Raw genomic sequence first — 19,314 nt, 5'->3', positions numbered from 1 at the left:
TAACGTCTACGCGCGCAGTAATGGTTCCGGTTCCCTTCACCCCGATTCGCCCATGGTCAACGGGCGTTCGCGATGCCTACGATGGCCGGACCTCGCCCGCCCGCGGACCCGCGCCGCCCGACCCGCGCCGCAACCCCCCACCGGCGCAGCGACGATGACTGCCGAACCGACACCGCACACCTTCCAGGTCGACCTGCGCGGCCTGGTGGACCTGCTCTCCCACCACCTGTACTCCAGCCCCAGGGTGTACGTGCGGGAACTGCTGCAGAACGGCGTGGACGCCATCACCGCCCGAAGAGCCGAGGACCCCGGCGCGCCCGCGCGGGTCGCCCTGCACACCTCGCCGGGCGCCCTGCGTATCGAGGACACCGGCACCGGGCTGACCGAGGCCGACGTCCACGCCCTGCTCGCCACCATCGGCCGCAGTTCCAAGCGGGACAGCCTGGAGGGCGCCCGCAGCGGCTTCCTCGGCCAGTTCGGCATCGGCCTGCTGGCCTGCTTCGTGGTGGCCGGCACCGTCCGGGTGGTCAGCCGCTCCGCCCGCGACCCGCTGGCCCCGCCGGTGGAGTGGACCGCCCGCGACGACGGCTCGTACACCGTCCGCACCCTGCCGGCCGACGCGCGCCCCGAACCCGGCACGACCGTCCACCTGGCCGCCCGGCCGGGCGCCGAGGAGTGGTTCGCCCCCGAGAAGGTCGCCGTCCTGGTGCGCGATTTCGGCGCGCTGCTGCCGTACGACATCCGCGTCGACGGCACCGCCGTCACCGACCGGCCTCCGGTGTGGGAGCGGCCGCATTCCGGCCCCGGCGCCCGCCGCGAGGCGCTGGCCCGCTACTGCCGCGAGCAGTTCGGCTTCACCCCGCTGGACTCCGTCGACCTCGACCTGCCGGTGGCCGGGGTGCGCGGGGTGGCCTTCGTGCTGCCGTCCGCGGTCAGCCCGGCCCAGCGCGCCGGCCACCGGGTGCACCTGAAGGGCATGCTGCTCACCGAGCACGCCCCCGAACTCCTGCCGGACTGGGCCTTCTTCGTCCGCTGCGTGATCGACACCGACACGCTGCGGCCCACCGCCTCCCGCGAACACCTCTACGCCGACGAGACGCTCGCCGCGGTGCGCGACGCCCTCGGCGACCGGATCCGTGAGTGGATCACCGGGCTCGCCGCCGGCGACCCCGAGCGGCTGACCCACTTCCTGTCCGTCCACCATCTCGGCGTGAAGACCCTGGCCCGGCACGATGCGGACCTGCTGCGGATCATGCTGCCCTGGCTGCCGTTCGAGACCACCGACGGGCAGCGCTCGCTCGAGGAGTTCGCCCGCCGCCACCCGGTGGTCCACTTCACCCGCACGGTGGAGGAGTTCCGCCAGGTCGCCGCCATCGCCGCGGCCCAGGGCATGGGTGTGGTCAACGGCGGCTACACCTACGACGCGGAACTCGTGGAGATGCTGCCGCGGGTCCGGCCGGGCAGCACGGTCGCCGAACTCGACGCGGACACGGTCACCGCCTTCCTCGACGACGTGCCGGCCGGCCAGGAACTCGCGCTGGCCGGCTTCCTCGCCACCGCCCGCGCCGTCCTGGACCCGCTCGACTGCGACGTGGCGCTGCGCGCCTTCCACCCGCTGACCGTGCCCGCCCTGCACCTGGACGACCGGGCCGCCCGGCACGAGCGGGCCCGGGCCGGCGAGGCCGCGGCGGCCGACGACCTGTGGGCCGGCATCCTCGGCTCGCTGCGCGGCACCGCACCCCGCTCCCGGCTGGTCCTGAACCACCTCAACCCGCTGGTCCGCACCCTCGCCACGCTCCCCGACCCGGCACTGGCCGGCACCGCGGTGGAGGGACTGTACGGGCAGGCCCTGCTGATGGCCCAGCGCCCGCTGCGCCCGGCGGATTCGGCATTGCTCAACCGGGCGTTCCTCGATCTGCTGCAATGGGCCACCGGACCACACGCCGAACGGGAGGAGGGCCGATGACCACCGAAGCCAGGGACGCCGCGGCCATTCGGCGGGCCATCGAGGACAATCGGGCCGAACCGGAGGGGCCGGCCCGCAACGCGCGCGCCGAACTCCTCGCGGAGGAAGCCGAACGCACCGGCGACCGGCCGCTGTTGATCGACGCGCTGTTCAACCTGCTGACCGCGTACAACTACAGCTCCGAGGCGGACAAGAAGTTCGTGCCGTTCGCCCGGGCGCTGCGGATGTGGGACGAGAACCCGGCGGACTTCGACGAGGCCGCCACCCACAGCCTGCACTGGTACTTCAAGTGGGTCTCCAGCGGCATGCTGGACCAGCCGCACATCCCGCTGGCCGCCATCGAGCAGTGGCAGGCCGAGATGGAGCGCCGCTACCGGCTCGCCGGCCACTCCGAACGCGCCGTGCGTCAGGGCGAGTTCCGCATCGCCAAGCACACCGGCGACCTGGCCCGGGCCGAACGCGCCTACGCCGCCTGGCAGTCGGCCGAGCGCGACGAGCTGAGCGACTGCCAGGCGTGCGAACTGCACCTCCAGGGCGCCTGGCACCTCCACCTCGGCGACGACGAGGCCGCGCTGAGCCGGTGGTCCCCGGTGCTGGACGGCGAACTCACCTGCGCCCACGAGCCGCACGCCGTCCTCGCCTCCAGCCTCCTGCCGCTGCTGCGGCTCGGCCGCGCCGACCAGGCCCGCGCCAACCACCTGCGCGGCTACCGCATGCTCCGCCCGATGGAGAGCATGCGCTCCTCGGTCGCCCTCCACATCGAGTTCTGCGCCCTGACCGGCAACGAGGCCCGCGGCCTGGAGATCCTCGCCGAGCACCCGGCGTACTTCACCGCCACCGGCGACCCGGACAGCCTGATGGACCACCTGGCCGTCACCGCCCTGCTCACCGGCAACCTGGTGGCGCTCGGCCACGGCGACGGCCCGGTCCCCGGCCCGCCCGGACGGCAGTGGACCGCCGCCGAACTGCACGAGCACGGCCGCGACCGGGCGCTGGAACTGGCCGGGCGGTTCGACGAGCGCAACGGCACCGACGCGGTCTCCGCCGCCGTACGCGCCCGTATCGCCCGCCGGCCGCTGCTGGACCGGCTGCCGCTCGGGGTGCGCTCCGCCCCACTGGCCCGGCCCGCCGAAAGCCTCACCGCTCCTCAGCAGCCCGCGCCGGCCGCGCCGCACCCCGCCGCCGACGACGTACCCGCCCTGGTCGCCGAGGCGCGCCGGCTCAGCGACGCCGGCCACCCGGGCGCCCACCAGGCGTGGATCGACGCCGAGAGCGCCGCGCACCGCACCGGCGCCGACCTCGACCCGCTCGCCCGGGCCGAGATCACCGACCACGCGGCCATGGCCGCCCTCGACGAGCCGAGCGCCGCCGCCGAGCTTTTCGAGCGGGCCGCCGTCCAGTACGGGGACGCCGGCGTGCTCGGCGAGGCGGCCGGCTGCCGGGCCCGCGCCGCCTACGCGCTCGCGCTCACCGGCGCCACGAGTGAGGCGCTGTCCGCCGTCGACCGGCAGGTCGGCGAACTGGCCGCGCTGCACGGCATGGCACAGGCCACCCCGCGCCAGCTCACCGGTGCCCTGCTGCTGCGCTGCCGGATCCTGCTGCTGACGCCGGCCAGCCCCGAGCAGCGGCCGGCCGTGCTGGGCGCCGCCGGCGCCCAGGCCGCGGACGTCGCCGCCTTCAGCGACGCCTACCGCGCCGAGCCCGGCATGACCGCCCGGCTCGCCGACGCCACCGTGCTGCTCGGCCGGCTCGCCGCCGGACGCGGGGCGGACGACGCCGTCGAACTGCTCGCCCGCGCCGCCGACCTGCACCACGAGGCCGGCCAGCCCTGGTACGCCGCCGAGCCCGAGGGCGCCCTCGCGGACCTGTGCCTGCGGCGCGACGACCCGCAGGCCGCCGCCCGGTACGCGCTGGCCGCCCTCGATCACGGCGCGGACATCCTCGAACCGCCGCACCGCGCGAGCCTGCTGCTGATCGCCACCCAGGCACAGGCGGCCCTCGGCCGCGACGACGAGGCCGCCGGCCACGCCCTGGAGGCCGCGCACTGGGCCGACGAGTCCGGCGACCCGGCGGGCCTCGGCGCGACCGCCCGGGTGCTGCTCGGCGGCAGCCTGCGCCGCGCCGGGCGGCCCGACGAGGCCGCCGCCGTCCTGGAGTCGGTGCTGCCCGACCTCGCCGCCGGCCACGACGAGGGCGAGCTCGTCCAGGCCCGCTGGTGGCTGGCCGAGGCCCAGCTCGACCTCGGCGAGGTCCGCGAGGCCGCCACGCAGTTCCTGCTCGCCGCCCAGGTCGCCGAGCACTGGAGCGACCAGCACGACCACGCCATGCTCGCCAACCTCGCCGCCGACGCCCTCAACCGGGCCGAACTCGACGACGAGGCGGTACGTGCCTACGCCCGCGCCGAGACCCTGTGGCGCGACGTCGGCGACCCGCACGCCGTGGTCCGTACCCTGCGCGCCCGCGCCTGGATCGAGATCCGCGACGGCCGGGCCGGCCTGTCCGCCGCACGTGACCTGATGGCCGCCGCCACCGACACCGCCGAACAGGCACTGGCCGCGGCGGACGACCCGACCGCCTCCGCCCACCTGCGCATCGAACTGGCCGCCACCCACCACCAGACCGCCGAGATCCTGCTGCGCGGCACCGAGGACCCGGGCCGGCTCACCGAAGCCCTCGGCTTCGCCGACCTGGCCGTCACCGTCCTCGACCCGCTGGGACCCGAGGCCCGCGACGACCGCACCGCGGCCACCCTCCTCGGCGCCTGGCTCCACACCCGCCTCGGCCACCCCGGCCCCGCCCACGAGCGCGCGACCGCCGTCCTCGCCGAGTACGAGGGCCACGAGGGCGACACCCCCGCCAACCGCAGAGCCCAGGCCCAGGCCGTCCTGGACCACCTGCGCCCGGACAGCACGCAGCAGGACTGACCCCTGGGGCCGCGTCCGCCTCACCCCGGCCCGGGAACTCCGCCGGGCCGGGGTGAGTTCTCCGGTTGCGGGTCGGTACGTGTGCCGGCCCGGCCGTCCGCCCCGACCGGTGCTCCCCGTGCCTGGTGGGGCGGTAGTCCGTCCGCCGCTCCGCCGGCTCCCCTCCTCCGGTGGAGGGCGGACGGCCGGCCGCACCCGTTGTACGCTCCCGCTACTTCGCGCCCAGCCACTGCTGGAGCGGGTCGATGGCGAAGTACGCCACGAAGCACACCGAGACCGCCCACACCAGCGGGTGGACGTCGCGGACCTTGCCCAGCACCAGCTTGATCGCCACGAAGGACAGGAAGCCCGCCCCGATCCCGTTGGTGATGCTGTACGTGAAGGGCATCGCGGCGATGGTCAGGAAGGCCGGGATCGCGATGTCGTACTGGGTCCAGTCGATGTTGCGCACCTGGGCCATGAGCAGGAAGCCCACCGCGACCAGCGCGGGCGCCGCCGCCTGCGAGGGCACCACCGCGGCAAGCGGCGACAGGAAGAGGGCCACGGCGAACAGCGCACCGGTCACCACGCTGGCCAGACCCGTGCGCGCCCCCTCGCCGACGCCGGCCGCGGACTCCACGTAGGCGGTGTTGGACGAGCAGGAGGCCGCGCCGCCGGCGACCGCGGCCGCTCCGTCTATGAACAGCACGCGCCCGATGTTCGGCACCCGCCCCCGCTTGTCCAGCAGCCCGGCCTCGCTGGAGATGCCCACGATCGTGCCCATGGCGTCGAAGAAGTCCGAGAGCACCAGGGTGAAGACGAACAGCGCGGCGGTCACCACGCCCGCCTCCTGGAAGCCGCCGAGCAGGCTGAAGTGCCCCACCAGCCCGAAGTCCGGGCTCGCCACGACCTTGTGCGGCCACTTGGGCACGCTCAGCCCCCAGGCGGCGGCCGGGACGTCGGCGACGGAGTTGACCACGATCGCCACGATCGTCATCACCACGATGCTGATCAGGATCGCGCCCTTGATCCGCCGGGCGACCAGCGCCACCGTGAGCAGCACCCCGAGGCAGAACACCAGCACCGGCCAGCCGGTCAGGGTGCCCGTCGCACCGAGCTGCACCGGCACGGTGGTCTTGGCGGCGTCCGGGATACGGGTGGCGAACCCGGCGTCCACGAAGCCGATGAAGGCGATGAACAGGCCGATGCCGACGCTGATCGCCTGCTTGATGGGCAGCGGGATGGCGTTCATGATCGCTTCGCGCAGCCCGGTGACCACCAGCACGCATATCAGCAGGCCCTCGAAGACCACCAGGCCCATCGCGTCCGGCCAGCTCATCTTGGGCGCGAGCTGGAAGGCCACCACGGCGTTCAGCCCGAGTCCGGCGGCGATGGCCAGCGGCAGGTTGCCGCCCACGCCCATGATCGCGGTCATCACCGCGGCCACCAGCGCGGTGGCGGTGACCAGTTGGGGCGTCGACAGATGGTGCCCGAACTTGTCCGTCGCACTGCCGAGGATGATCGGATTGAGCACCAGGATGTACGCCATGGTGAAGAACGTGGCCACCCCGCCGCGCAACTCCCGCACCGCGGTGGACCCGCGTTCCGAGATCCGGAACCATCTGTCCAGCGCGCTGCCGGCAAGGGGTGGACGGGACACCGGCCGGCCGGCGTCCACGGCGGAACCTGACATGCTGCTCCTCGGTTCGGGCACAAGGCTTCGACAAACACTTCGGCACACAGTGGAAGGGGGACAGGGCACAGGATTCTGCCCCCGCACCCGTCACCCGCGGGTTTCCGGTGCGTTACCCCGTATCACCGTCGTGTTCCGGCCATGCTCAGGTCAACACCCCCCCCGAGCCTCAATGATCCATCAGAGCCCGCCGGCCACCCGCAGCACCGCGCCCGTGGTGTAGGACGCCTCCGGCGACAGCAGCCAGGCCACCGCGCCCGCGACCTCCTCCGGCTCGCCGGGGCGCCGCATCGGGACGCGGTCCGGGTTGCGCCAGGGCCGCTCCGGGTCGCCCATCGCCGCATGGATGCCGGTGACGATCATGCCGGGCTGCACGGAGTTCACCCGCACCCCCTCGGCGGCCAGTTCCTTGGCCAGGCCCACCGTCAGCGCGTCCACCGCCGCCTTGGACGCGGCGTAGTGCACGTACTCGCCCGCGCCGCCCAGCGTCGCCGCGCCCGAGGAGATGTTGACGATCGCGCCCCCGCTGCCGCCGTACCGGGTGGACATCTCCCGCACCGCGCGCCGCGCGCACAGCATCGCGCCGCGTACGTTGACCTCCAGCACCCGGTCGATCACCTCTACCGGGGTCTCGGCGAACCGGCCGAGCGGCCCGGTGACGCCCGCGTTGTTCACCAGCCCGGTGACCGGGCCGAGTTCGGACCGCACCGCGTCGAAGAACGCGTCGACCCGGGCCTCGTCGCCGGTGTCCACCCGGTGCACCAGGCACTGCGCGCCCGCCGCGCGCACCTGCCGGGCCACGTCCAGCGCGGCCTCCTCCGCCCGCTCGTAGCCCAGCCCGATCCGGTGGCCGGCCGCCGCCAGCCGCAGCGCCACCGCCGCCCCGATCCCGCGGCTGCCGCCGGTGACCACCGTGACCTGGTCCACGCTTTCGTCCCCTTCCCGTCGCCGCCCCGCGCACCGGCGCCGTACGGCCGCCCGCCCTCTGCGTTTCCCGCGGAGATCACGAACGCTATCGCAGCGCCCCGTCAACACTGCGTGAACGCCTCATGTATCCGGTTTCGGTGCGGTTGGCAGGCATCGGAGGATTGGTCTTGACCAAGTTCGTGACAGCGCTCTATGGTCCTGGTAGTGAAAGGACCTTTAATAAACAGGGGTTCCGAAACAAGGCTGAACAAGCCGCGGTTGGGTCCGCCGGACGGGCGGGCCCGGAAGGCGATTGCGAGGACAGGGTGGGGACCACGCAGCTCGAATCGGTGCAGGAGCCGAAGTACTGGCACCTGAAGACGGTGCTGAACGACGCCCTCGACTCGGAGTTCGAGGTCGGCGAGATCCTGCCGAACGAACGGGACCTGGCCGCGCGCTTCGGCGTCGCCCGGGCCACGCTCCGCCAGGCGCTGGAGCAGCTCGAACTCGAGGGCCGCCTCCAGCGGCGGCGTGGGGTCGGCACCACCGTCGCCCCGCCGCGCATCGGCGTGGCCGTGGGCCCCTCGGCCAACACCTGGCCGGGCGCGGGCCGCGACGCGTGGACCACCATCGGCTGCGCCGAGGCCGTCGCGCCCGCCGCCGTCGCCGCCCTGCTGGGCACCGCGGCCGACGAGGCGGTGCACACCGTGCGCCGCGAGCGGACCGTCCAGGGCCAGCCGGTCGCCACCGAGCTGCTCTACGTGCCGCCGGCCTCGGTCCCGGGCCTGCCCGGCCTGCTCACCCCGGCCGAGCACGCCCCTGCCGTGCTGCGCGAGCTGCACACCCTGGAGCTGGAGAGCGAGGACCGCGCGGTGGAGCTGGGCTCGGCCCGCGCCGAGGACGCCAAGCTGCTCGACCGGTTGCCCGGCGCCCCGGTCCTCGTCGTCACCACCCGCTACGTCTCCGGCGGCCGGGTCGCCGCGGCCTCCGTGGCCACCTACCGCGCCGACACCTGCCGGCTCACCTTCGGCGACTCCGGAGCGCTGGAGGTCACCCACCACGAGCCGGAGAGCCGCCAGGCGTCCTGAACTCCGGCCACGACGGCGGCCCGCCCGGGGAACTCCCCGGAGCGGGCCGCCGTTTCGCTGTTCCCGGCCCGACCGCCGGGCGGTGTCAGCGCCGGGCCGGGGAGGCCTGCTCCACCGCGAAGAGCTGTTCCTCGACGTGGTCCAGGGCCATCCGCAGCGCGCCGGTCGCGATCGCGTCCGAGCCGAGGGCGGAGAGCACCACACGCGGCGGGCGCAGGCAGTAGCGGGCCAGCTCCGAGCGCAGCGGCTCCAGGACGCCGTCCAGGCCCGCCGCCCAGCCGCCGATCACCACCAGCTCCGGGTCGATCGCCAGCACCAGCGCCGCCACGTCGTGCACCAGCCGGTGCAGGAAGCGCTCGACGGCGTCCTTGGCCTGCACGTCGCCGTCCTTGGCCAGCGCGAACACCCGGGCCACCGCCTGCTCGTCCAGCGGGTGCAGCGGGGTGCCGGTGGTGGACAGCAGATGCTCGGGGGTCACCTCGCGGCCCAGCAGGTGCAGCGCCCCGATCTCGCCGGCCGCCCCGCCGAAACCCCGGTGCAGCCGGCCGCCGATCAGCGAGCCCGCACCCGGGCTCAGCCCGGCCAGTACGAACACCACGTCGTCGGTGCCGACCGCCACGCCCTTCCAGTGCTCGCCCACCGCCGCCACGTTCGCGTCGTTCTCGACCAGCACCGGACATCGGAAGGACCGCTGCAACCGCTCGCCCAGCGGCAGTCCGGTCCAGCCGGGCAGCGCCGTGCTCAGCCGCACCTCGCCGCCCGACTCCACGATGCCGGGACTCCCCACGCCCACCGCCCACAGCGTGCTGCGGGCCACCCCGGCCTTGCGCAGCAGCTCGGCGACCGTACCGCGCAGCCGCTCCAGCCGGTCGTCCGCGGACGCCGACTCCGGCACCTCGCGGCCGTGCGAGCCCAGCACCTGACCGCCCAGGTCGGACAGCACCACCCGTACCTGGTGCGCGCCGATCTCGATGCCCAGCAGGTGCCCGGCCTCCGCGTGGAAGCGGAACCTGCGGGCCGGCCGGCCCTGCTTGCGGCCGTCAGCCGGGTCCGGCGCCACCTCCACCACCAGATCCGACTCGCTCAGGCCCTCGATGACGCCCTCGACGGTCGGCCGGGACAGCCCCGTGCTCTGCACCAGCTCGGTCAGCGTGGGGGTCTGTGCGCCGCGCAGGGCGTGAAGGACGACCGCGGAATTGATCCGCCGGAGCAGCGACGGGTCCCCGCCGGTCAGTCGCCCCAAGGTGTGTCCTCCCAGCATGTGCGCGTGTGTGGCGGATCGTACCCGCCAGGAAGCCGCGCGGCGAGTGCCGTCGGGCATCGGGCCCGTGGGTGGCCGGCCCGGTCGTCCTGACGGGCCGCCAATTGTCATACGGCGGAGCTTTACTGGTCACATGGATCTTGCCGCCCAGCTCGCCGAGGTGGACCGGCTGCGCCGACTGCCCTTCCCCGCGCAGCGGGTCCGCGAGGGCGCCGTCGTCGGCGGCCCCGGCTTCCACATCGAGGACCTCGCGGTCAGCGAGGACTTCCACGACAGCGATCCGGCCCGCCGCGCCGAGGCCGAGGAGGACTTCACCGTCTGGTGCCAGGCGCTGGTCGACCTGCTCGGCACCCGCTGGGGCGAGCCGGAGACCGTGGACCTGTATGCGATCCTGATCCGCTCGATGGACGGCGAGGAAGTGCCGGCGCCCCTGGACGAACTGTGCGGCTACGTGCCGGAGATGTACGGCTGGCTGGTGGGCGAGCGCTGGATAGCGCTCGGGGTGGGCCAGTGGGACGGCGGATTACCGCTCCAGCTCGTCCTCGCGGTGGGGGAGCGGACGGCCTACGAACGGGCCGTACGGCCGGGCCCCGGGGCGGCCGGCGGCGCGGGCCCCGCGGCGGCCGACGGCCCGCGGGCGGACGGCGGTTGAGGGGCCGTACGATGCTCCGCCCGCCCGGTCAGCCGTCCGCTTCGGCGAGTGCGACGCCGCCGGGTGCCGCCGAAGCCGTCCCCGTAACCGCATCGCCCGTGACCACGTCCACGGCCCCGTCCGCGCCCACGTCCGCGAACGCCGCCGCCCGCAGCCGGGCGAACTCCTCGGCGAGCGTCGCCGGCGACCAGTGGGCGTTGAGGCCGCTCGGGCTCGGCAGCGCCCAGATCCGGGTCCCGCCGATGCGCCGCTCCTGCGGCCCCACTTGTGCGTCCTTGTCACCGAAGGCGACCCGGTAGGCGGTCACGCCGAGCACCGCCAGCCAGGCCGGCCGGAAGGTCTCCACCTTGGCGGTGAGCAGCGCGCCGCCGGCGATCAGTTCCTCGCGGGTCAGCTCGTCGGCCCGCGCGGTGGCCCGGGGCGCCACATTGGTGATGCCGAGCCCGAGGGCGGGCATCTCCTGCTGCTCGGCGGGCAGGAAGCGGCGCGGGGTGAAGCCGGAGGCGTGCAGGGCGGGCCAGAAGCGGTTACCGGGCCGGGCGAAGTGGTGGCCCGTCCAGGCCGACATCAGGCCCGGGTTGATGCCGCAGAACAGCACCCGCAGCCCCGGCCCGATGATGTCCGCCAGCGTCCGGTCCCGGGCCGCGGCGAGCTGCTCGGGGGTCAGAGGATCGCCCCCGGGGCGTAGGCCGCGGCGCGCGGGTGGGCCTTGGCGACCTCCTCGACGCGCCGCACCACCTCGGCGACCTGCCCGCCCGCGGCGCCGGTGAAGGACAGCCGGTCGGCCATCAGCGCGTCCAGGGCCGCGCGGTCCAGCGGGATCCGGTCGTCAGCGGCGAGCCGGTCCAGCAGCTCGTTGCGCTCCCCGCCCTTCTCGCGCATCGCCAGCGCCGAGGCCACCGCGTGCTCCTTGATCACCTCGTGCGCCGCCTCCCGGCCGACCCCGGCGCGCACCGCGCCCATCAGCACCTTGGTGGTGGCCAGGAACGGCAGGTAGCGGTCCAGTTCGCGGGCGACGACCGCGGGGAAGGCGCCGAACTCGTCCAGTACCGTCAGGAAGGTCTCCAGCAGGCCGTCGAAGGCGAAGAAGGCGTCCGGCAGCGCGACCCGGCGCACCACCGAGCAGGACACGTCGCCCTCGTTCCACTGGTCGCCGGCCAGCTCGCCGGTCATCGAGGCGTAGCCGCGCAGGATCACCATCAGGCCGTTGACGCGCTCGCAGGAGCGGGTGTTCATCTTGTGCGGCATCGCCGAGGAGCCGACCTGGCCGGGCTTGAAGCCCTCGGTGACCAGTTCGTGGCCGGCCATCAGCCGGATCGTCTTCGCCGTGGAGGAGGGCGCGGCCGCCAGCTGCACCAGCGCGGAGACCACCTCGTAGTCCAGCGAGCGCGGGTAGACCTGGCCGACGGAGGTGAAGGTGCGGGCGAAGCCCAGGTGCCCGGCGATCCGCTGCTCCAGCTCCGCGAGCCGGGCATCGTCGCCGCCGAGCAGGTCCAGCATGTCCTGGGCGGTGCCGACCGGGCCCTTGATGCCGCGCAGCGGGTAGCGGCCGATCAGCTCCTCGACCCGCTCGAAGGCGACCAGCAGCTCGTCTCCGGCGGTGGCGAACCGCTTGCCGAGCGTGGTGGCCTGCGCGGCGACGTTGTGCGAGCGGCCGGCCATCACCAGCTCCGCGTACTGCCCGGCGAGCTGCCCCAGCCGGGCGAGCACCGCGACCGTACGGTCCCGGACGTGCTCCAGCGAGAGCCGGATCTGCAGCTGCTCCACGTTCTCGGTCAGGTCCCGGGAGGTCATGCCCTTGTGGATGTGCTCGTGCCCGGCGAGCGCGTTGAACTCCTCGATCCGCGCCTTCACGTCGTGCCGGGTGACCCGCTCCCGCTCGGCGATCGAGCCGAGGTCGACCTGCTCCAGCACGCGTTCGTAGTCCTCGACCACGCCCGCCGGCACCTCGACGCCGAGGTCGGCCTGCGCCCGCAGCACGGCCACCCACAGCCGCCGCTCCAGCACCACCTTCTGTTCCGGGGACCAGAGGGTGGCGAGATCCGCCGACGCATAGCGGTTGGCCAGGACATTCGGGATACGCGGCTTGGCTGTCACGGGGGCCGATTCTACCGGGCGCCCGCACCGGTCCCGGGCCCCGGCATCCCCGGCCGCGAGCTACGGCGCCGCCCCACGGCCGGCGGCCCGCCGTGGGGCGGCAGGGCGGCGGGCGGTCAGCCGAAGAACCTGACGAACTCGTCGACCACCGCCTGCGGTGCCTCCTCGACGAAGAAGTGGCCCGCGTCCTCCACCTGGACGACCTGCGCGTCGGCCGCCTGCGTGGGCAGCGTGGCCCGCATCCGCTCGGCGAGCACGCCGTCGCCGAGGCCGGAGACCATCCCGAGCACCGGCGCGGTCACCTTCCCGTACGTCCCCAGGTCGACGATGTCCTGGCCGAACGCCTGGTACCAGCCGTTGCCGCCGCGGATCGCGTCGGGCGTGTTGTACGCGTGCGCGAAGACGGAACGGTCCAGCAGCGTCAGGGCGGTCTGGTCCACCAGGAAGGCGTCGAAGATCCAGTCGATGAGGTGCCGGGCCCGCCCGGCCAGTACTTGCTCGGGCAGCCCGGGCACTTGGCCGAAGGCCAGCCACCAGGGGAAGAAGGGTAATCCGCGGGCCGGCAGGATCGGGATCCGGTACAGCGACGGGTCCGGGTGGAGGGTTTCCAGCAGGGCCACTCTCCGGGTGGCCTCGGGGTGGTTGACGGCGAAGCTGAAGGCGACCTGCGAGCCGACGTCGTGGCCGGCGATGTCGGCCCTTCGGTAGCCGAGTGCCCGTATCAGACTGCGGATGACCCCGGCCATCGTCTTCTTGTCGTACCCACCGGCGGGCTTGTCCGAGCCGCCCATGCCCGGCAGGTCCACCGCGATCACCCGGTACCCGGCGGCCGCCAGCGCGGGCATCACCTTGCGGAACTCCCACCAGGTCTGCGGCCAGCCGGGCAGCAGGATCAGCGGCCGGCCCTCCCCGCCGGCGACGTAGTGCAGCCGCAGGCCCCGCACCGTGACATGGGAGCTGTGGAAGTCCCCCTCCAGCGAGTGCGCGAGCCGGGTGTCGGTCGGCACGGCCGAGGCCACCCTGCCGTGCTTGGGCGCGCGGGCCGGACCGGGGGGAGCCGCTGTCGCCGATGGGGCCGGTGCCGCTGATGCCGGGAACTCGGCCGTGACGGCGCGCATCGCGCCTTCCGCGCCCGGTGTGATCGCCTTTCGCCTGTCCGTCGTCACTTTTTCACTCCACTTCCTTGTGGTTGTACGTGGCTCGCGGTTGTGCGTGGCCGGAATTCGACTCGCGGGAAGCGGCCGCCCGCCGCCCCGCGGTACGAGGAATCATGAATAGGTGACACGAAATGGTCCTCTTCCGCCGTGCTCTCCGCCGGTCCGATACCGCTTTTGGGGTCGACAGGGCAATGCGGAAGAACATTCAAACAGCCCATCACACCGGTGAGCACCTTGCCGATCACATAATCGATTAATGCTGAACCGATCGTCATCCGATCGGATTACCACTGGTCCCCTGTGGTCCGGCCGACGTTTCAGCGTGTCGTGCTGGCGGCCCGGCAGCGGGCATGGCATATTCCTCTGCGCAACTGGTGGCGCAGGTTCCGGGAAGACGGCATGAGCGAAACGAATCAGCAGCAGACCTTCACCGGCGGCTGCCTGTGCGGGAACATCCGGTACACCGTGACGGGTAATCCGATCGCCCCGCTCGTGTGCAGTTGTGCACACTGCAAGAAACTGTCCGGCGGGCCGATGACGGCCTGGGTCGGCTTTCTCCTCCAGGGTTTCTCCTGGGACGGCCCGGGCGGTGAGCCGACCTGGTTCGCCACCTGGCCGGGCGTCAATCGCGGATTCTGTCCCCAATGCGGTGCGCGTATCTGCGCACTCGACGACGGAGCCTCGGCCGTTTTTGTCACGATCATGAGCCTGGACGACCATTCCGTGGTCGTCCCGGAGGTCCAGCGCTTCCCCGAGGACGCGGTGTCCTGGCTCCCGCAGGTGCCGGTCGGGGACCGGGCCACCGCGGTGTGAGCCGCCGCGGCGGGCCCGGAGCGTGCCCTCGTCTCCGCTGCTTACGCAACCCCAGGGTTGCATATGGGGTGACCGGGCGCAACCGTACGGACGCGGAGCGGGACCGCGGACCTGCCCGCGGCTCGCGTCACCCGGCCTCGGACGGCGCTTCGTACGGCGTGGTCGGCGATGCGGACAGCACTTCGTACGGCAGCAGCGCCGGGCGCTTCGGTTCGCGGCCGTCGCCGGAGGAGCGGCCGGTCAGCCGGCGGCCGATCCAGGGCAGCAGATGGCGGCTCGTGAAGCGCAGGTCGGCGACCCGGCGGGCGGCCCAGGCGGCCGGGACGTGCGGTGGCAGCGGAGTGCGCCACTCGGACTGCGGCGGCAGCCCGAGGGTCTGCCAGACCGCCTCGGCGACCCGTTCGTGGCCCTCGCCGGTCAGGTGCAGCCGGTCCTCGGCCCACATCCGCGGGTCGCCCAGCACCTCGGCGCCGTAGAGATCCACCACCAGCGCGCCGTGCTCCCGGGCGAGGTCGTCGATGAAGGCGAAGAGCTGCTCCATGCGCGGCAGGAACCGGGTCGCCACCGGGCCGCGCCGGGCCGGGCTGCGCATCAGGACGAGCTGCCGGCAGGCCGGGGCCAGCTTCTCCACCGAGGTCTCCAGCGCCGCGCACACCTCGTCCACGTCGCACCCGGGCCGCAGTACGTCGTTGAGCCCGCCCACCAGCGTGATCAGGTCCGGGGACATCGCCACCGCCGCGTCCACCTGATCCGCCGCGATCTGCCGGATCAGCTTGCCGCGCACCGCCAGGTTGGCGTAGTGGAAGTCCGGCGTCCGCGCGGCGAGCCGGGCCGCGAGCAGATCCGCCCACCCCCGGTAACTGCCGTCGGGCAGCAGGTCCGACATGCCCTCGGTGAACGAGTCGCCGACCGCGACAAAGCTGGTGTACGCAAACGGAGTCCCCATGACGGGGCGATCCTAGGGGAGCCCCCGCGCCCGGTCCGCACCGCCCCGCCCGCGCACACGGCCGCCGGGCCCGCCCGCCGTCACGCCCGCCCCGGCCGCACCAGCTCCTTGAGCACGTCCTCCATCGTCACCAGGCCCAGCGCCCGCCCCTCCACGTCCACCACCGCGGCCAGGTGGGCGCCACGGGCCCGCATCGCGGTGAGCACGTCGTCCAGCGGGGTGTCGGCCCCGACCCGGGTGATGGGGCGCAGGGCCGAGCGGGGGAAGGGGGCGTCCCGCGGCTCGGCGTCCAGCGCGTCCTTCACATGCAGATAGCCGAGCACCCGCCCGCTCTCGTCGGCCACCGGGAACCGGGAGAAGCCGGAGGTGGCGCTCAACTCCTCCAGCCCCTCCGGGGTGCTGCCCAGCGGCGCCCGCACCACCCGCTCGGCCGGCACCACGATCTCGCCGACCGGCCGCCGCCCCAGCTCCAGCGCCTCCCGCAGCCGGGCCGTGGCCCGCTCGTCGAGCATGCCCGCCTCGCCCGCGTCCCCCACGATCCGGGACAGCTCGTCCGACGAGAACACCGCGGCCACCTCCGAGCGCGGCTCCACCCGCAGCAGCCGCAGCCCCGCGTTGGACAGCGCGTTGATGCCGAAGATCAGCGGCCGCAGCGCCCGGGTCAGCGCCACCAGCGGCGGCCCGAGCAGCAGCGCCGACCGGACCGGCCCGGCCAGCGCGATGTTCTTCGGCACCATCTCGCCGAAGAGCATGTGCAGATACGTGGCCAGCGCCAGCGCGATCACGAAGGACACCGGGTGCACCGCGCCGTGCGGTACGTGGACCGCCCGGAACAGCGGCTCCACCAGGTCCGCGATGGCCGGCTCCGCCACGATGCCGAGCACCAGGGTGCACACGGTGATGCCGAGCTGTGCCCCGGCCAGCAGCGGCGACAGGTGTTCCAGGCCCCACAGCACCGGCCGCGCCCGCCGGTCACCGGCACCGGCCCGCGGCTCGATCTGGCTGCGCCGCACCGAGACCATGGCGAACTCGGCGCAGACGAAGAAGGCGTTCGCCACGATCGTGAGCAGCCCGACCAGCACCTGCACCGCGGTCATGGCACCGGCTCCCGCTCGTGCTCCGGGCCCGGCCCGCGCCCGCCCGGCGGCGCGGTCAGCAGTGCCCGGGCCGCGCGGTGGGCGGCCGACTCGGTCACCTCGATCCGCCAGCCGCCGACCTCCAGCACGTCCCCGCGCTCCGGGATCCGCCCGAGCCGGTGCGCCACCAGCCCGGCCAGCGTCTCGTACGGTCCCTCGGGCGCGCGCAGCCCGATCCGCTCCAGCTGGTCCTCGGTCCGGGTGGCGCCGTCCGCGTCGTAGACCCGCCGGCCCTGCCGGTCCTCGTGCAGGAAGAGCAGGTCGGGCAGCTCGTGCGGGTCGTGCTCGTCGCGGACCTCGCCGACCACCTCCTCCACGATGTCCTCCATCGTGGCGACCCCGGCGGTCCCGCCGTACTCGTCGATCACCACCGCCATCGACTGACGGCTGGACAGCCGGTTCAGTAGCCGGTCCACGGTCAGCGACTCCGGGACCAGCAGCGGCTCGCGCAGCAGGGCGGTCACCGGCAGGTGCCGGCGGCCGGCGGCCGGGACGGCCAGCACGTCCTTGATGTGGACGGTGCCGATCACCGCGTCCAGGGTGTCGCGGTAGACCGGGAAGCGGGACAGGCCGGTCGCGCGGGTGGCGTTGGCCACGTCCTCCGCCGTTGCCTGCTCCTCCAGGGCGGTGACCTGCACGCGGGGGGTCATCACGTTCTCAGCGGTCAGCTCCGCCAGGCCCAGCAGGCGTACGAACAGCTCCGCGGTGTCGGCCTCCAGCGCGCCCTCTTGCGCCGAGTGCCGGGCCAGCGCGACCAGTTCCTGCGGGCTGCGCGCCGAGGCCAGCTCCTCGGCCGGCTCCAGACCCAGCCGGCGCAGCACCCGGTTCGCGGCGCTGTTCAGATGCCGGATCAGCGGGCCGAACGCCCGGCTGAACGCGACCTGCACCGGCGCCACCCGCGTGACCACCGCCATCGGCCGGGAGATCGCCCAGTTCTTGGGCATCAGCTCGCCCACCACCATCAGGAAGACCGTCGAGAGCGCCGTGCCCAGCACCAGCGCCGTCGAGGACGCCCCCGACGCGCCCAGCCCCATCGCCCGCAGTGGCCCACGCAGCAGCGTGGCGATCGACCCCCTGGCGAGCATGCCGATGACCAGGCCGGTCACGGTGATGCCGAGCTGGGCGCCGGAGAGCTGAACGGTCAGCGTCCGCACCGCCGTCAGCGCCGCGGGCGCGCCGCGCTCCCCGGCCCGGGCCGCCCGCTCCAGCTCACCGCGCTCGACCGTGGTCATCGAGAACTCGGCCGCGACGAACACGCCGCTGGCAAGGGCGAGCAGCACCGCCACCACGAGCAGGAGCGTTTCGGTCATCGGACACCTCGCTCCCATGATCGGCGACCCGCGCCCGCCGCGCACCCGCCCGTACGGGCCGAAATCCGCCGTCGGCGGTGCCGGTGCCGTCATCGCCTCCGGCCCGCAGGAGGATCGCGACCCGCCCGGGTACGGGACCGGCCGATCCGGTCAGTCGGCGTCGGGCGCCAGCGGCTTGGTCCAGCGGCGCCACCGCGACTCGCGCGCGTAGCCGGCCGCGGCCCAGGCGCTGTGGGCGAGGTCGTTGTCCTCCAGGACCATCGCGTCGCCGCGTCGGCCGCCGAGCGCGGCGAACCGTATCTCCGCCGCGTCCAGCAGGGCCCGGGCGACGCCCTGGCGGCGGGCGTCCGGGCGCACGGCCAGCCGGTACAGGTGGCAGCGCCAGCCGTCGAAGCCGGCGATCACCGTGCCCAGCAGCTCCCCGTCGCGCTCGGCGAGCAGCAGCGCCTCCGGGTCCCGGCCGATCAGCGTGGCCACCCCGTCCGGGTCGTCGCTGATGCTGGTGCCCTCGGCCGCGATCCGCCAGAAGGCCAGGACAGCGGCCACGTCGCGCGGGGCCGCCGGTCGGATCCGCAAATCGTTCATCGGACCATCCCACCACCGGTGCCCGGCGGGCCCGCCGGTATTCCGCGATGCGGGACGACGCTCTTGCCGCTACTAGCGCCTCGGCGCTAGCGTGGTCGCATGGCGAAAACCCAGTTGAACGTACGGGTGGACGAAGCCACGGCCGAGACGGCGCGGGCCCGCGCCTCGCAGCGCGGCATCAGTGTGAACCGTTACATCGAGGAACTCGTCCAGCAGGACGAGGGGGAGAACGGGCGGGCCTTCGTCCAGGCCGCGGCGGACTTCATGCGCCGGTACGAGCAGGTCTTCGCCGAGGAGTTCGGCGCCCGGGCGGACGGCGACCCCGGCGAAGGCACCCGTTGACGCTGCGGATCGACCTCGCGTGGCTGCTCATGGTCGCCGAGCGCAACACCCCTGGCGACCCGCAGGTCACCGACTGGGGCGCCCTCGTCGCCGCGGTCAGCAGACACCAGGCCGAGATCTTCGGCCGCCCTGTCTACCCCGACGAGCACGCCCGCGCCGCCGCCCTGCTCCAGCTCCTCCTGCACGTCCCGGCCCTGGAGCGCTCCAACGCCCTGTTCGCCACCGCCGTCGCCTACGCCTACCTGGTGGCCGGCGGCCTGCGGGTGACCACCACGCCCGAACAGGTCCGCGACCTGGCCCGCCTGGTCAAGGACGGCTCCGCCGGGGTGGACCGCATCGCGGAGGAGCTCCGTACCTGGACGGTGCCCGGCTGAGCGGCCCACGCCGGCCCTGACGTCCCCAACGCTCGTGATCAATACAGCTAGCGGCTGAACCTGTCCCCGGGCATCGGCGGCGCCT

Annotated in this window: 18 protein-coding genes; 7 read left to right on the top strand and 11 right to left on the bottom strand. The window is 73.9% G+C overall.

The genetic code is table 11. The features are described 5' to 3' along the window. Nucleotides 1-154: 154 nt before the first annotated feature. Together ITX44_RS34445 and ITX44_RS34440 are read left to right on the top strand one after the other, a co-directional pair. Nucleotides 155-1,966 carry an HSP90 family protein gene (locus ITX44_RS34445; RefSeq protein ID WP_205362818.1) on the top strand — a complete coding sequence of 604 codons (1,812 nt, stop codon included), beginning with the start codon at nucleotides 155-157 and terminating at the stop codon, nucleotides 1,964-1,966. Then, the gene (locus ITX44_RS34440) at nucleotides 1,963-4,890 is read left to right on the top strand and encodes a tetratricopeptide repeat protein (RefSeq protein ID WP_205362816.1); all 2,928 of its coding nucleotides are present in this window, start codon (nucleotides 1,963-1,965) and stop codon (nucleotides 4,888-4,890) included. The genes ITX44_RS34445 and ITX44_RS34440 overlap by 4 nt, the downstream gene beginning before the upstream one ends. Nucleotides 4,891-5,101: 211 nt before the next feature. Here the strand turns inward: ITX44_RS34440 and ITX44_RS34435 are convergent, their stop codons facing one another. After that, on the bottom strand, nucleotides 5,102-6,562 hold the full coding sequence (locus ITX44_RS34435) for an NCS2 family permease (protein ID WP_205362814.1): 1,461 nt from the start codon (nucleotides 6,560-6,562) through the stop codon (nucleotides 5,102-5,104). Between the two features lie 180 nt (nucleotides 6,563-6,742). Next, on the bottom strand, nucleotides 6,743-7,489 hold the full coding sequence (locus ITX44_RS34430) for an SDR family oxidoreductase (RefSeq protein ID WP_205362813.1): 747 nt from the start codon (nucleotides 7,487-7,489) through the stop codon (nucleotides 6,743-6,745). A gap of 305 nt (nucleotides 7,490-7,794) precedes the next feature. On the opposite strand from ITX44_RS34430, the gene ITX44_RS34425 reads away from it, so the two are divergent. Next, nucleotides 7,795-8,556: a GntR family transcriptional regulator gene (locus ITX44_RS34425; RefSeq protein ID WP_205362812.1), complete on the top strand. Its 762-nt coding sequence runs from the start codon at nucleotides 7,795-7,797 to the stop codon at nucleotides 8,554-8,556. A gap of 85 nt (nucleotides 8,557-8,641) precedes the next feature. On the opposite strand, the gene ITX44_RS34420 is transcribed toward ITX44_RS34425, so the two are convergent. Then, nucleotides 8,642-9,799, bottom strand: coding sequence for an ROK family transcriptional regulator (locus tag ITX44_RS34420; protein ID WP_205362811.1), 1,158 nt, complete (start codon nucleotides 9,797-9,799; stop codon nucleotides 8,642-8,644). Nucleotides 9,800-9,950: 151 nt separating this feature from the next. Between ITX44_RS34420 and ITX44_RS34415 the strand changes: the two genes are divergently transcribed. Next, nucleotides 9,951-10,469 (top strand): hypothetical protein, encoded by a 519-nt coding sequence (locus tag ITX44_RS34415; RefSeq protein ID WP_205362810.1) that lies wholly within the window; start codon nucleotides 9,951-9,953, stop codon nucleotides 10,467-10,469. Between the two features lie 28 nt (nucleotides 10,470-10,497). On the opposite strand, the gene mug is transcribed toward ITX44_RS34415, so the two are convergent. The 4 genes from mug to ITX44_RS34395 form a co-directional block, all read right to left on the bottom strand. Then, a complete protein-coding gene (mug, locus tag ITX44_RS34410) occupies nucleotides 10,498-11,136 on the bottom strand; it encodes a G/U mismatch-specific DNA glycosylase (protein ID WP_205362904.1) in 639 nt (212 codons plus the stop codon). Continuing rightward, the gene (gene purB, locus ITX44_RS34405; RefSeq protein WP_205362809.1) at nucleotides 11,133-12,566 is read right to left on the bottom strand and encodes an adenylosuccinate lyase; all 1,434 of its coding nucleotides are present in this window, start codon (nucleotides 12,564-12,566) and stop codon (nucleotides 11,133-11,135) included. The genes mug and purB overlap by 4 nt, the downstream gene beginning before the upstream one ends. Nucleotides 12,567-12,682: 116 nt before the next feature. Continuing rightward, nucleotides 12,683-13,573, bottom strand: coding sequence for an alpha/beta fold hydrolase (locus ITX44_RS34400; RefSeq protein WP_307795623.1), 891 nt, complete (start codon nucleotides 13,571-13,573; stop codon nucleotides 12,683-12,685). A 155-nt stretch (nucleotides 13,574-13,728) separates the two neighbouring features. Further along, entirely contained in the window at nucleotides 13,729-13,998 is a 270-nt protein-coding gene (locus ITX44_RS34395) for a hypothetical protein (protein WP_205362801.1), read from the bottom strand. 25 nt (nucleotides 13,999-14,023) lie between these two features. Between ITX44_RS34395 and ITX44_RS34390 the strand changes: the two genes are divergently transcribed. Beyond that, a complete protein-coding gene (locus ITX44_RS34390) occupies nucleotides 14,024-14,536 on the top strand; it encodes a GFA family protein (RefSeq protein ID WP_307795622.1) in 513 nt (170 codons plus the stop codon). Nucleotides 14,537-14,663: 127 nt separating this feature from the next. Here the strand turns inward: ITX44_RS34390 and ITX44_RS34385 are convergent, their stop codons facing one another. The 4 genes from ITX44_RS34385 to ITX44_RS34370 all read right to left on the bottom strand — a co-directional run bounded on the left by ITX44_RS34385 (nucleotide 14,664) and on the right by ITX44_RS34370 (nucleotide 18,513). Beyond that, nucleotides 14,664-15,482 carry an SGNH/GDSL hydrolase family protein gene (locus ITX44_RS34385; RefSeq protein ID WP_205362800.1) on the bottom strand — a complete coding sequence of 273 codons (819 nt, stop codon included), beginning with the start codon at nucleotides 15,480-15,482 and terminating at the stop codon, nucleotides 14,664-14,666. A gap of 80 nt (nucleotides 15,483-15,562) precedes the next feature. Then, nucleotides 15,563-16,579: a hemolysin family protein gene (locus tag ITX44_RS34380; protein WP_205362799.1), complete on the bottom strand. Its 1,017-nt coding sequence runs from the start codon at nucleotides 16,577-16,579 to the stop codon at nucleotides 15,563-15,565. Beyond that, entirely contained in the window at nucleotides 16,576-17,928 is a 1,353-nt protein-coding gene (locus ITX44_RS34375; protein ID WP_205362798.1) for a hemolysin family protein, read from the bottom strand. The genes ITX44_RS34380 and ITX44_RS34375 overlap by 4 nt, the downstream gene beginning before the upstream one ends. A gap of 150 nt (nucleotides 17,929-18,078) precedes the next feature. Then, nucleotides 18,079-18,513, bottom strand: a complete 435-nt coding sequence (locus ITX44_RS34370; protein ID WP_205362797.1) for a GNAT family N-acetyltransferase — start codon at nucleotides 18,511-18,513, stop codon at nucleotides 18,079-18,081. Nucleotides 18,514-18,612: 99 nt separating this feature from the next. Between ITX44_RS34370 and ITX44_RS34365 the strand changes: the two genes are divergently transcribed. Together ITX44_RS34365 and ITX44_RS34360 are read left to right on the top strand one after the other, a co-directional pair. Next, on the top strand, nucleotides 18,613-18,855 hold the full coding sequence (locus ITX44_RS34365) for a toxin-antitoxin system HicB family antitoxin (protein WP_205362790.1): 243 nt from the start codon (nucleotides 18,613-18,615) through the stop codon (nucleotides 18,853-18,855). Then, on the top strand, nucleotides 18,852-19,229 hold the full coding sequence (locus tag ITX44_RS34360) for a fic family toxin-antitoxin system, toxin component (protein ID WP_205362781.1): 378 nt from the start codon (nucleotides 18,852-18,854) through the stop codon (nucleotides 19,227-19,229). The genes ITX44_RS34365 and ITX44_RS34360 overlap by 4 nt, the downstream gene beginning before the upstream one ends. Nucleotides 19,230-19,314: the final 85 nt, after the last annotated feature.

Origin of the sequence: Actinacidiphila acididurans (assembly GCF_016918855.1) — a bacterium.
GTDB lineage: Bacteria > Actinomycetota > Actinomycetes > Streptomycetales > Streptomycetaceae > Actinacidiphila > Actinacidiphila acididurans.
The sequence above is the reverse complement of the archived record's forward strand: the minus strand, read 5'-3'. Positions and strand labels throughout refer to the sequence as shown.